The following is a 12,470-nucleotide window of genomic DNA, read 5'->3' as shown; positions in this document are numbered from 1 at the left end:
CAGCACGGGCCAGTACGCTAAACGCGTGATTGACGTGCTGCTGTATGTGCTGGGGATCCTGATCATCCTCGTGGGTCTTGCCGTATCCATCGGGCTGCACGAGATCGGGCATCTGGTGCCTGCCAAGCTGTTTGGCGTGAAAGTGACGCAGTACATGGTCGGCTTCGGCAAGACCCTGTGGTCGCGCAAGAAGGGCGAAACCGAGTACGGAGTCAAAGCGATTCCGCTGGGCGGGTACGTGGCGATGACCGGCATGTACCCGCCACAAAAGCCGGGGGAGAAGCCCCGCGCTTCAACGACGGGGTTCTTGAACTCGGTGGTTGAAGAGGGTGCGCCCGAGCGTCGCGGGCTCGCGGGCCTCGTGGACGACGCGCGGCTCGCGAGTGCTGAGACAATCGGCGAGGGCGAAGACCACCGCACGTTCTATCGGCTGCCGGTGTGGAAAAAGATCACCATCATGCTCGGTGGGCCGTTCATGAACCTTGTGCTCGCGTTTGTCTTCTTTGGCATCGTGCTCGTGGGATTTGGAGTGCCGCAGTACACGACGACGCTGGGGCATGTCAGTGAATGCCTGACCCCCGCTTCGAGCGATGCTACGACCTGTAGCTCGGCCGACCCCGCAGCGCCGGGCGCCGCGGCGGGTCTGCGCCCGGGCGACAAGATCCTCGAAGTTGACGGCACGCACATCGATAGCTGGGAACAGTTTCGGGCCATGGTCGGCAATGCCCCGGGTACTCCGCTCGCCGTCGTCATCGAGCGAGATGGCACTCAGGAGGCCGTGAGGCTCACGCCCCAGCCCAACGAGCGCGCGGTCGTCGATGCGAACGGGCAGGCGGTCACCGACGCGAGCGGCGCCTACGTCACCGAACAGGTCGGCATGATCGGAGCCACGCCCGCTACTGAGCAGGTGCGGCAGCCGATCACGGCGCTGCCGCAGTTCGTCGGGCAAAACGTCGAGCAGGTGGTGGGCATCGTCGTGCGGCTGCCACAGCGCATGGTCGACGTGTGGAACGCCGCCTTTGGCGCCGAAGAGCGCGACCCCAACGGCCCCATCAGCGTAGTGGGTGTGGGGCGTATTGCAGGCGAGGTCGCGAGCGCCAGCGAGATCGATGTGGCGGCGCGCGCGCAGACGCTCATCGGTCTGCTCGGATCGCTCAACGTCGCGCTCTTCGTCTTTAACCTCGTGCCGCTCATGCCGCTCGACGGCGGGCACGTTGCGGGTGCCCTCTACGAGGGTGCCAAGCGTCGCATTGCGAAGTGGCGCGGTAAGCCAGACCCCGGCCCGGTAGACACCGCCAAAATGGTGCCCGTCACCTTTGCCGTGGTGGTAGTGCTCGGCGCGATGAGCGTGCTCTTGATCTACGCCGATCTCGTGAAACCTGTGTCGCTGTTCGGGTAACACACCCCGGCCCGATCCGGCGCGTGAGCGATCAGAGCCAGCCAGCCTCGCGCGCCACTGGGCGCGTACGCAGGTGGCGACGCTAGAATCTCTTCTCGTGGCTGCAATTAATCTCGGAATGCCGAAGGTACCTGAAGTTCTCGCCCCCCGGCGCAAGACCCGCAAGATCAAGGTGGGCTCTGTCATGGTCGGCGGTGACGCACCCGTATCGGTACAGTCGATGACCACGACGCCGACCACCAACATCAACGCAACGCTGCAGCAGATTGCCGAGCTGACGGCTGCCGGCTGCGACATTGTGCGCGTCGCCTGCCCGAGCCGCGATGACGCCGAGGCATTGCCGATCATCGCGATGAAGAGCCAGATTCCGGTGATCGCCGACATTCACTTTCAGCCGAACTACGTGTACGCCGCGATCGACGCAGGCTGCGCCGCCGTACGCGTGAACCCTGGCAACATTCGTAAGTTCGACGACCAGGTCGGCGAGATCGCGCGCCGCGCGAAGGCGGCAGGTGTTTCGCTGCGCATCGGTGTCAACGCGGGGTCACTCGACCCGCGCCTGCTGCAAAAGTACGGCAAGGCCACCCCCGAGGCGCTCGTTGAGAGTGCTGTGTGGGAGGCGTCGCTGTTCGAAGAGCACGACTTTCACGACTTCAAGATTTCGGTGAAGCACAACGACCCGATCGTGATGGTAAAGGCGTACCGCATGCTCGCGGAGCGTGGCGACTGGCCGCTGCACCTCGGCGTGACCGAGGCGGGCCCCGCGTTCCAGGGCACCATTAAGAGCGCGACGGCGTTTGGTATTTTGCTGTCTGAGGGCATCGGCGACACGATTCGCGTCTCGCTCTCGGCTCCCCCCGTCGAAGAGGTCAAGGTGGGCCTGCAGATTCTGCAGTCGCTCAACCTGCGCGAGCGCAAGCTCGAGATCGTGTCGTGCCCGTCCTGTGGTCGCGCACAGGTCGACGTGTACACCCTTGCCGACGAGGTAACCAAGGGGCTCGAGGGCATGAGCGTGCCGCTGCGCGTGGCCGTGATGGGCTGCGTCGTGAACGGACCGGGCGAAGCGCGCGAGGCCGACCTTGGGGTTGCCTCGGGGAACGGTAAGGGGCAGATCTTTGTGAAGGGCGAGGTCATCAAGACCGTACCTGAGTCAGAGATCGTGGCGACGCTTATCGAAGAGGCGAACCGTATCGCCGACGAGATGGGTCATAACGCGCCGACGGGCACCCCCGAGGTTGTCACGGGCTAACGCCTAGACTGGGGGCGTGACACTGCCTCTAGAATCTCAGACCACCGCGACGACGCTGCGTGAAGAGCTCGACGCGATCATCACCGAGCACGGGGTCACGCACCAGCGTGCCCTCGTGCGCCGCATCCTCGAGTCGGGCGTCGGCCTGGGGCTCGACGAGACGAGCCGGCTCAACCTCAAGATCACGGCGGCCGCGGTCGAGGAGATGCGGGCCGCATTCAAACTGTTCGCCCCGTTTAACGGTGCCCCCAAGGTCACCGTGTTTGGGTCGGCGCGCACGCAGCCGCTCGATCCGCTGTGGCGGCTCACGGAGGACGTCGCCGAGCAGCTCGCCGCGCAGGGTTGGATGGTCGTGACCGGAGCGGGCCCCGGCATCATGGAGGCCGCGGCGACCGGCGCTGGCACGAAGAACTCGCTGGGCGTCTCGATTCGACTGCCGTTTGAAGAGGAGCTTGAGCTCGGCGCCGACTCAGTCGATGAGCAGCGCGTCGTGATGAAGTACTTCTTCACTCGTAAGCTGATGCTGGTCAAGGAGTCGCGCGGGTTCGTGTGCCTGCCCGGGGGCTTTGGCACCATGGACGAGGCGTTCGAACTGCTCACACTGCAGCAAACCGGCAAGATGGACCCGGTACCGATCGTGCTGCTCGACCGCCCCGGCGGGACGTACTGGACACGCTTTGCGAGCTTCATCACTGACGAGCTGGCCGGCGGGGGGTACATTGCCGAGGGGGACCTCGATCGCGTACTCGTCACCGACTCGGCCGAGGCTGCAACGAACGAGGTCACGGGCTTCTGGCACAACTACGACTCGCTGCGCTGGGTTGATCACCAGCTCGTGCTGCGGCTCAAGGCCACGCCCACCGACGACGAGATCGACGCGCTCAATGCTCAATTCTCTGGCCTGCTCGAAGAGGGCCGGATCAATGCAACCGGGCCACTCGCTCCCGAAGTGGCAGACAAAGACAAGCTCGATTTGCCGCGCATAGTGTTCACACCCAGGCGACGGGCGGTAGGTGATCTGCACCACCTGATCAGGGCGCTGAACGCCCTCGCGAGCGCTACGGCGTAACGTACGCCCGCAAATGCTGGCCGGTGAGCGTCTTGGCGCTGGCGACAATTGCTGCAGGGGTGCCCTCGAACACGATAGTGCCGCCTTCGTGACCGGCGCCGGGACCGAGGTCGATGATCCAGTCGGCGTGCGCCATCACCGCCTGGTGATGCTCGATCACAATGACGCTCTTGCCGGCATCGACGAGCCGGTCGAGCAGCGCGAGCAGCTGTTCGACATCGGCGAGGTGCAGCCCGGTCGTCGGCTCGTCGAGCACGTACACGTCGGCGTCCTCGAGCATGTGGATCGCAAGCTTCAAACGCTGCCGCTCGCCACCCGACAGCGTCGATAGCGGCTGGCCCAACTTGATGTAGCCAATCCCCACGTCCACCAGTTTGGCAAGAATCTTCGCAGCCTTGGGCACTTTTGACTCGGCCCGGGCGAAGAACTCGTGCGCGTCGCTCATGGATAGGTCGAGCACCTCGGCGATGCTTTTACCGCCGAGCGTGTATTCGAGCACGGCGGCATCGAAGCGCTGACCGTCGCACACGGGGCACACGCTCTCCATCGTCGCCATCATGCCGAGGTCGGTGTAGATGATGCCCGCTCCCTTGCACTCGGGGCAGGCGCCCTCGGAGTTCGCGCTGAACAGCGCCGGCTTCACCCCGTTGGCTTTTGCGAAGGCGGTACGAACGGGGTCGAGCAGGCCCGTATAGGTGGCCGGGTTCGACCGGCGCGAGCCCTTAATCGCGCCCTGGTCGACCGTCACCACCCCTTCACGGCCCGACACCGAGCTGCGAATCAGCGAGCTTTTGCCCGATCCGGCGACGCCCGTGAACACGCACAGCACGCCAAGCGGAACATCAACGTCGACGTTCTTGAGGTTGTTTTCGGTCGCCCCGCGCACCGCGATCGTGCCGGTCGCTGCTCGTACGGACTCCTTCACGCGGGCGCGGTCGTCGAGGTGCACACCGGTGAGCGTGCTCGAGGTGCGCAGCTGCTCGACGGTGCCCTCGAAGCAGATCTCGCCGCCGTGGCTGCCGGCCTGCGGCCCGAGATCGACGACGTGGTCGGCAATCTCGATCATCTCGGGTTTGTGCTCCACCACGAGCACCGTGTTGCCCTTGTCGCGCAGCTTGAGCAGCAGCTGATTCATGCGCTGAATGTCGTGCGGGTGGAGCCCAATCGACGGCTCATCGAATACGTAGGTTGCGTCGGTGAGGGCCGAGCCCAGGTGCCGAATCATCTTGGTGCGCTGCGACTCGCCCCCCGAGAGCGTGCCGGTGGGGCGGTCGAGACTCAGGTACCCGAGCCCAATCTGCACGAAAGAGTCGAGGGTCTCGATGAGCTTCTGTGTCAGCGGCGCAAGCCCCGGATCATCGATCTTGCGTACCCACTCGGTCAGGTCACTGATCTGCATCGCGCAGACATCGGCGATCGAGTGGCCTGCGATGAGCGAGGAGCGGGCCGAGTCGTTGAGGCGCGTGCCGCCACAGGCGGGGCACGCGTGAAACACGATGGCGCGGTCCACGAATGCACGAATGTGGGGCTGCATCGCGTCACGATCTTTCGACAGCATCGACTTTTGAATGCGCGGTATGAGGCCCTCATAGGTGACGTTGACGCCATCGGCTTTCACCTTGAGTGGCTCCTTATAGAGCAGATCGTGCAGTTGCTCTTCGGTGAAGTCCTTGATGGGGGTGTCCATCGGCAACATCGCGCCGAACACGCGGCCGTACCAGCCGTCCATGCTGAAGCCGGGCACGGTGAGCGCGCCATCGTTCAGCGACTTCGATGAGTCGTACAGCTCTTCAAGGGCGAAGTCACTTACACTGCCGCGACCCTCACACTTGGCGCACATGCCCCCGAGCACTTCAAAGCTGCGGCGCTCCTTCACCTGTTTGCCACCCTTCTCGAGGGTGACGGCACCCGCGCCGCTAATCGACGCAACGCTAAAGGAGAACGCCTGCGGGCCGCCAATGTGCGGCGCCCCGAGGCGCGAATACATGATCCGGAGCATCGCATTCACATCGGTCGCCGTGCCGACTGTCGAGCGTGGGTTCGCTCCCATGCGCTCTTGATCGACGATGATCGCGGTCGTGAGGCCCTCGAGCACGTCGACATCGGGGCGCGCCTGTTGCGGCATGAAGCCCTGCACAAAGGTGCTGTAGGTCTCGTTGATGAGCCGCTGCGACTCTGCCGCAATCGTGCTGAACACGAGCGAGCTCTTGCCCGATCCCGAGACCCCTGTAAACACGGTGAGACGGCGCTTGGGCAGGTCGATATTGACGCTTTTGAGGTTGTGCTCGCGGGCGCCGCGCACGCGAATGATGGTGTGGTCGTCGGCGGGGTGAACGTGCTGTGCGGGGTTCATATCGAAAGCGTAACGCGTGCCACCGACGTTGAGCAGGCTTCCCGGTCAACGAATGTCTAGCGGCGTGTCAGACGACAACCGTATGCTGGGCGGGTGGTCACCGCACCCCCGATTAAGCTCACCGTGAAACCCTGGCCGGCCATCGCCGCGCTGCTCACGGTGCTGGCCGCGCCCGCCTTCTTCGTGTTCGAGGACGTTTTCGCGGGGGTGCTGCTGCTCGTGATGGGGCTCGCGGCGGCGGGCTACTCGGACCGCGGCGGCTGCGGGGCGGCCTGCTCGCTGCCGCTCACGCGCGACGAACGAAAGCTGTGGGCCGGCCGTGACACCGCGCCGCGACCGCCCTCGCTCCTGCGCGATCTATCGTTGATCGCGCTGGGCCTGGGTATCGTCAGGCTCATTCCGCTTGCCGCACAGCTCGACAACTGGGCAATGATACGTTTCACGCTCGCCCTCGGTGGCGCGGTACTCGTGCCCTACCTCGTCTCGCGCTTTATCTACCGCGACCGCGCGACCGGGTTTCCGTGGCGCGGCGGTGGCCGCTGGGGCAGGCTGCACTGGACCTGGCTCGTCGCGGTCATCGGGCTCGCCTGGCTGCTACTGCCTGTCTACTTCATGGGATCCGGGGTCTACCAGAACTGGCCCGCCGTCGATTCCCCCGCACAGATTGCGCGGCTCTTCGTTGGCGTCGGTGCCGTCGGTATTTGGGACGAACTGTTCTTCGTCTGCACCGTGTTCGCGGCGCTGCTGCGCCACTTTCCGATGTGGGCCGCCAACATTTTGCAGGCCATCGTATTCGTGTCGTTCCTCTGGGAGCTCGGCTACCGTTCGTGGGGGCCGCTGCTCACGATCCCGTTTGCGCTCGTGCAGGGGTACATCTTCGTGCGCACGCGCTCACTCGCATACGTCGTCACGGTGCACTTGATCTTTGACGCGATTGTGTTTGCGGTGCTCGTGCACGCGCACAATCCGAGCCTCTTTGACTGGTTTCCGCTCGTCGCGTAGCTCGCGGGCCGAGATCGGCCGCGGCAGGGTACTGATCCGGATCCGAAAGCAGCCGTCGTGCTCGCCGCCTTGCCGCGCGTCAGCCCGCGAGCAGCGTGGCGACGCGGCGCACCGCGAACTCGTAGCCCTGCACGCCGCAGCCCACGATTACGCACTCGGCAATGTCTGACACGTAGGAGTGGTGTCTGAAGGTCTCGCGCGCGTGCACGTTCGAGATGTGCACCTCGGCGACCGGCAGCGCGACGCCGGTGAGCGCGTCGCGGATCGCGACCGAGGTGTGCGTGAAGGCACCAGGGTTGATGATGATTGCGGCGCAGTCCTCGCGGGCGGCGTGGATCGCGTCGATGAGCTCGCCCTCGTGGTTGCTCTGCACGCTGCGCGTCTCGAGGCTGTACTCGTGGGCGACGCGCGCTACGAGCGCCTCGACGTCTGCGAGCGTCTCGGCTCCGTAGATCTCGGGTTCACGGGTGCCCAGCAGATTTAGGTTGGGGCCGTTTACCAGCAAAATGCGTCTCGTCATGGCGCCCTCTCATAATTGGTCTTGCCCCATCGTATCGGCGCAGGGCTTCGTGCAGCGACCGTAAGGTACCTTTGTGTGGTGACTGAACAGCAGCCTCAGACCCGCAAGCAGTACGACCCGTCGACCTTTCGCGATAAGCCCGTTTCGTTCGTGCGCCGCGGTGGCCGCATGACCGAGTCCCAGGATCGTGCCTGGAGCGACGACGACGGCCAGTACCTATTGCCGATTGAGCACGGCCCGGCGACGGCGAGCCTCGGTGAGGGGCAGACCGGTGACCCCGTCGAGCTGTATGGCCGCGATGCTCCGCTCACGGTCGAGGTCGGATCAGGGCAGGGTCACGCGATTCTGCACGCCTGCCAGCAGCACCCCGACCGCAACTTTCTCGCTGTCGAGGTGTTTCAGGGCGGTCTCGCCCGCACGATTCTGGGGGCTGTTGAAGCGGGAGTGACCAACCTCAAGCTCGCTGAGGTGAATGCCCCTGAGCTGCTCGAGAAGTACCTGCCGGCGGGTTCGGTCGATGAGGTCTGGGTGTTCTTTCCGGATCCCTGGCACAAGGCCAAGCACAACAAGCGCCGCCTCATCAACCCTGATTTCGTGGCGATCGCGCACCGTGCGCTGCACGAGGGGGGCACTCTGCGCCTCGCGACCGATTGGCAGGAGTACGCCGACCAGATGCGCGAGGTGCTCGACGCGGCGCCCGAGTTTGTGCGCGCGTTCGAGGGGGAGTGGGCCGAGCGTTACGAGGGCCGTGTGATGACCGCCTTCGAGCGTAAGGGGCTCGACAAGGGACGCGACATTCGTGATCTGACGTACACGCGGGTGTAGGCCCCCGGTTGGCTGGGGCTGCACCGGGGTTTAGCAGTCCCCGGATGCTGAAACCCCAATGGTCGTGCCTTGCTGCTCGTCGCGAGCAAACCAGAAAGATTCGTGCGTGGCGGTCGCCCGCGCACGGATAACTCTCGCTCGAAATCGTTAAACGTGCGGTTCACCGAAGACGAACGGGCGCGGATTCTCGAGCACACTGCGCAGGCAGGTCGGCCGCGGGAGCGGGCGCGCGAACCGCTGCTGCAAGGGCCGGCAATTGCTACACTTCGGTACACAACGAAACCAAAGCTAAGGGCATGAGATGACAAGCGCACACTGGGCAGGACTGATCCGGAATTCTTCGATGCAGGTGGATGTGTTGATGGTTCTTACGCAAGACCCTGACGTCGGGGTGCGTGAAGAGATGGCCAGGAATTCTTCGATTCCGGTGGATGTGTTGAGGGTTTTGGCGCAAGACCCTGACGACAGGGTTCGTAGCGGTGTGGCCTGGAATTCTTCGGCGCCGGTGGATGTGTTGAGGGTTTTGGCGCAAGACCCCCACTACAAGGTCCGTGGAGGTGTGGTCGGGAATTCTTCGATTCCGGTGGATGTGTTGAGGGTTTTGGCGCAAGACCCCGAAGTCGGGGTGCGTCAAAAGGTGGCCTGGGAGTCTTCGGCGCCGGTGGATGTGTTGAGGGTTTTGGCGCAAGACCCCGACCTTAGGGCTAGTAGCGGGGTGGCCGGGAATTCTTCGGCGCCGGTGGATGTGTTGAGGGTTTTGGCGCAAAGCCCCTACGCTGGGGTTCGTAGCGGGGTGGCCGGGAATTCTTTGGCGCCGGTGGATGTGTTGAGGGTTTTGGTGCAAGACTCTGACGTCTTGGTTCGTACAGGGGTGGCCGGGAATTCTTCGGCGCCGGTGGAAGTCTTGAGGGTTTTGGCGCAAGACCCCGAAGTTGGGGTGCGTGAAAGGGTGGCCCGGAATTCTTTGGCGCCGGTGGATGTGTTGAGGGTTTTGGCGCAAGACCCCGACGACAGGGTTCGTACAGGGGTGGCCGAGAATTCTTTGGCACCGGTGGATGTGTTGAGGGTTTTGGTGCAAGACCCTGACGTCGGGGTTCGTATCGTGGTGGCCGGGAATTCTTCGGTGCCAGTGGATGTGTTGAGGGTTTTGGTGCAAAACCCCGACGTCTTGGTTCGTACAGGGTTGGCCAGGAATCCTTCGATTCCGGTGGATGTGTTTAAGGTTTTGGCGCAAGACTCTGACGTCTTGGTTCGTACAGGGGTGGCCGGGAATTCTTCGGTGCCGGTGGATGCGTTGAGGGTTCTTGCAGAAGACCCCGAAGTTGGGGTGCGTGAGAGGGTGGCCGGGAATTCTTCGATTCCGGTGGATGTGTTTAGGGTTTTGGCGCAAGACTCTGACGTCTTGGTTCGTACAGGGGTGGCGGGGAATTCTTCGGTGCCGGATCCAGCAAACGTGAAAGGCAGCTTTTAGTAAGCCAATTCAAAAAACGCACAGGCATCTGCTGATTGGTTGAGCGACTGGGGCTTCTCTGCACCGAGATAGCGACACTTGTTGCGTGGTGTCGGCAGTGGTAAGCATTCGTCACACTTCTGAGCTTCAGGGAAGAGGCAGGAGTACGGTGGAAGCATGAGCGACGAAGCTGTAGACCGGGACACGGAGGGCAAGAGCAGTGGGTTGAACGAACGGTCCGATGACCCTCTGTCGAATGAATTCCCACCGCACCGCGTCATCGAACCGAGCGTGCTCTACGTCGGTACCCCCGCTTACCTTGTCGCGACGCAGAACCCCGACGGCACCGCCAACCTCGCACCCGCCTCGAGCCACTTCGCGCTCGGCCGCATCATCGTGCTCGGGCTTGAGGAGGGCGGGCAGTCGCTCGACAATGCGCGGCGGCACGGCGAGCTCACCGTGAACTTTCCGTCCGCCGACCAGTGGCAGCACGTCGAACGACTTGCGGGGGTCACAGGCAAAGACCCCGTCCCGGCAGAGAAGCCCGGGTATGAGTTCGAACCGCACAAGTTCGAGCGTGCCGGGCTCACGCCCACACCATCAGACCTGGTCGACGTGCCGCGGGTGGCAGAGGCTCCGATTCAGCTCGAAGCCCGGGTGCTGCGCATCACCGATGGTGCGCACTCCGACGGAGCCGCTCACATCTACGGCATCGTCGAGGCCGAGGTAGTGCGTGTGCACGCGGCCGAAAGCATCACGGTTCCCGGTACTGACCACCTCGACCCCGAGGCCTGGCACCCGCTGATCTACGCCTACCGCCACTTCTTCGACCGCGGCCCCGAGGTGGGGTGGACCCGCAAGAGCCCAGTCGCCCAGGTCCCAGCGGCCGTCGACCGGTGGGAACTCAACGGCGGCACCTGGCGTGTGCACAGCGTCACTGACGACCAAGCAATCGTCGAGCTGCGCCGCTGCGACGGCGGCGAGATCGCTGAGCTTGCCACGCTCACCGATCCGCACGAACTGCGCTGGGCCCGCGTGCAGCTCGCGGCGTCGGCAAACCCAACTGCGCTCAAACTTTCGTAGTTCAGAGGAAAACACATGACTTACCAGGACACCCCGGTCACCGCGCCCGTTGCCAACACCTCGTGGGCCGAAGCACTCGGGCTCGCGGCGCCCATCGTCTGCGCGCCCATGGGCGGGGCGGCCGGAGGACAACTCGCGGCCGCGGTGTCCCGCGCGGGCGGCCTCGGCATGATCGGCATGGGAAGCGCCGGATCAGCTGCTGCGCTCGAACGCGAGCTCGCGGCGCTTGAACCTGCCGCCCGGCTACCCTTCGGTATCGGCATGGTCCACTGGGGGATAGCGAAGCACCCCGACATGTTCGATCGGGCGCTCGCCGCAATGCCAGCCCTCATCTCGGTCAGCTTTGGTGATTGGCAGCCCGGAGGCCTAGCCCCCGCGTGGATCGACCAGGCGCGAGCGGCTGGCGCGCACACGATCACGCAGGTTGCGACCGTTGAAGAAGCAAAGGCCGCTGCTGACGCAGGTATCGACGCTATCGTCGCACGAGGGCTTGAGGGCGGCGGTCACGGCGACCACGCCGAACCGCTCGCCAGCCTGCTCGACGACGTGCTCGCCGCGGTCGAGATTCCGGTGCTCGCCGCCGGAGCCGTGAGTACCTCGGCAGACGTGCGACGTGTACTCAACGCTGGGGCGGCCGCGGCCTGGGTCGGCACGGCGTTCGCGGCGTGCGAGGAATCACTCACTCCACCCGCAGCGCGGGCCGCGATGATCGCGGCGCGCGGATCCGGCACTCTTGTGAGCCGCGTCTACGACGTCGCGCTTGAGCGGCCGTGGCCAGCACGATTCCCCGAGCGACTGATTCCGACTCCGTTCATCATCGAGTGGCAGGGGCGCGAGGACGAACTCGCTGCGAATGAGGCGGCCAAGCGAGAGTTTCGGGCTGCGTGCGAGGCAGGGGATTTCACGGTCGTGCCGGTCGACGCGGGGCAGGGGGTTGACCTCGTGACGCGGGTACGGCCGGCCCGAGAGGTGCTGCGGGAGCTTGCGGGCTGCAAGCGTTAGGCCGGATTGAGGGAGACCAAGCTAAAACGAAGGCCGCCCTCAATCAGGTCTTGAACCGCTACTTCAGTTCTTCGACGGTAACCGTGTAGGAAGCGTTGGCCGCACTGATCCGAAGGAAGTACTCCCCAGCCTTCTTGCGCAGCAAGGTCTCGCCCGGTCCCGCATCGGACACCATGACCTCGGGGATTCCGCCATCAGTCATTAGGTCGGTGCCTTCGGGAAGCACGTAAATTGCGCCAACGATCATCCCAGCCCCTGACGTATCGACGAAATCATAGGTCAGGCGCACCTTGCTGCCGCTCAAGACAAGCGTGTCTGATTGCTGATCAGCGGCACCGCTAATCGTCGCAACGGTGGTCCACTCTTCTGCAGGAGCAGCCTCAGAATTCTTGGGCTCCGCGGGTTCCTTTGCCGCGGGTGCCTCGACTGTGGGCTCTTCAGTGAGTATTCGGACTTCTGAGCACCGCCAGTATTCCGGTTGAGCACCGCCCGCTGAAGCGCAGTTATTGTCTGGTGAG

General features: G+C 64.2%; 11 protein-coding genes. 8 read left to right on the top strand and 3 right to left on the bottom strand.

The features are described from left to right. Positions 1-25: 25 nt before the first annotated feature. The 3 genes from ACXR2T_RS03080 (at position 26) to ACXR2T_RS03070 (ending at position 3,717) form a co-directional block, all read left to right on the top strand. Positions 26-1,399, top strand: a complete 1,374-nt coding sequence (locus ACXR2T_RS03080) for a M50 family metallopeptidase (protein ID WP_458837860.1) — start codon at positions 26-28, stop codon at positions 1,397-1,399. A 118-nt stretch (positions 1,400-1,517) separates the two neighbouring features. Next, positions 1,518-2,648 carry a flavodoxin-dependent (E)-4-hydroxy-3-methylbut-2-enyl-diphosphate synthase gene (gene ispG / locus ACXR2T_RS03075; RefSeq protein ID WP_458813594.1) on the top strand — a complete coding sequence of 377 codons (1,131 nt, stop codon included), beginning with the start codon at positions 1,518-1,520 and terminating at the stop codon, positions 2,646-2,648. Positions 2,649-2,664: 16 nt separating this feature from the next. Continuing rightward, complete coding sequence (locus ACXR2T_RS03070) at positions 2,665-3,717, top strand: LOG family protein (protein WP_458837859.1); 1,053 nt, start codon at positions 2,665-2,667, stop codon at positions 3,715-3,717. Here the strand turns inward: ACXR2T_RS03070 and ACXR2T_RS03065 are convergent. Next, positions 3,707-6,070, bottom strand: a complete 2,364-nt coding sequence (locus tag ACXR2T_RS03065; RefSeq protein WP_458837858.1) for an ATP-binding cassette domain-containing protein — start codon at positions 6,068-6,070, stop codon at positions 3,707-3,709. The two genes, ACXR2T_RS03070 and ACXR2T_RS03065, sit on opposite strands and share 11 nt — an antisense overlap. Before the next feature lie 93 nt (positions 6,071-6,163). Here ACXR2T_RS03065 and ACXR2T_RS03060 point away from each other — a divergent pair, with 93 nt between their 5' ends. Then, positions 6,164-7,072, top strand: a complete 909-nt coding sequence (locus tag ACXR2T_RS03060; protein WP_458837857.1) for a CPBP family glutamic-type intramembrane protease — start codon at positions 6,164-6,166, stop codon at positions 7,070-7,072. 79 nt (positions 7,073-7,151) lie between these two features. On the opposite strand, the gene aroQ is transcribed toward ACXR2T_RS03060, so the two are convergent. Further along, positions 7,152-7,592 (bottom strand): type II 3-dehydroquinate dehydratase, encoded by a 441-nt coding sequence (gene aroQ, locus ACXR2T_RS03055; protein WP_458837856.1) that lies wholly within the window; start codon positions 7,590-7,592, stop codon positions 7,152-7,154. Positions 7,593-7,670: 78 nt separating this feature from the next. On the opposite strand from aroQ, the gene trmB reads away from it, so the two are divergent. The 4 genes from trmB to ACXR2T_RS03035 all read left to right on the top strand — a co-directional run bounded on the left by trmB (position 7,671) and on the right by ACXR2T_RS03035 (position 11,952). Further along, complete coding sequence (gene trmB / locus ACXR2T_RS03050; protein WP_458837855.1) at positions 7,671-8,417, top strand: tRNA (guanosine(46)-N7)-methyltransferase TrmB; 747 nt, start codon at positions 7,671-7,673, stop codon at positions 8,415-8,417. Positions 8,418-8,718: 301 nt separating this feature from the next. Beyond that, positions 8,719-9,888, top strand: a complete 1,170-nt coding sequence (locus ACXR2T_RS03045; RefSeq protein WP_489945482.1) for a HEAT repeat domain-containing protein — start codon at positions 8,719-8,721, stop codon at positions 9,886-9,888. Between the two features lie 156 nt (positions 9,889-10,044). After that, complete coding sequence (locus ACXR2T_RS03040; RefSeq protein ID WP_458837853.1) at positions 10,045-10,950, top strand: flavin reductase family protein; 906 nt, start codon at positions 10,045-10,047, stop codon at positions 10,948-10,950. Positions 10,951-10,965: 15 nt separating this feature from the next. Continuing rightward, positions 10,966-11,952, top strand: a complete 987-nt coding sequence (locus ACXR2T_RS03035) for an NAD(P)H-dependent flavin oxidoreductase (RefSeq protein WP_458837852.1) — start codon at positions 10,966-10,968, stop codon at positions 11,950-11,952. A gap of 58 nt (positions 11,953-12,010) precedes the next feature. Here ACXR2T_RS03035 and ACXR2T_RS03030 read toward each other — a convergent pair. Continuing rightward, on the bottom strand, positions 12,011-12,470 hold a 460-nt coding region (locus ACXR2T_RS03030; protein ID WP_489945481.1), incomplete at its 5' end, for a hypothetical protein.

Source organism: Leucobacter faecis (assembly GCF_054456635.2).
This window is presented reverse-complemented; position numbering and strand designations above follow the sequence as displayed.

What these genes read in the sequence shown, in the direction of transcription:
- ispG (WP_458813594.1), top strand. Translation starts at nt 1,518, where the DNA reads ATGCCGAAGGTACCTGAAGTTCTCGCCCCCCGGCGCAAGACCCGCAAG.
- ACXR2T_RS03045 (WP_489945482.1), top strand. Translation starts at nt 8,719, where the DNA reads ATGACAAGCGCACACTGGGCAGGACTGATCCGGAATTCTTCGATGCAG.
- aroQ (WP_458837856.1), bottom strand. Translation starts at nt 7,592, where the DNA reads ATGACGAGACGCATTTTGCTGGTAAACGGCCCCAACCTAAATCTGCTG.
- ACXR2T_RS03035 (WP_458837852.1), top strand. Translation starts at nt 10,966, where the DNA reads ATGACTTACCAGGACACCCCGGTCACCGCGCCCGTTGCCAACACCTCG.
- ACXR2T_RS03040 (WP_458837853.1), top strand. Translation starts at nt 10,045, where the DNA reads ATGAGCGACGAAGCTGTAGACCGGGACACGGAGGGCAAGAGCAGTGGG.
- ACXR2T_RS03065 (WP_458837858.1), bottom strand. Translation starts at nt 6,070, where the DNA reads ATGAACCCCGCACAGCACGTTCACCCCGCCGACGACCACACCATCATT.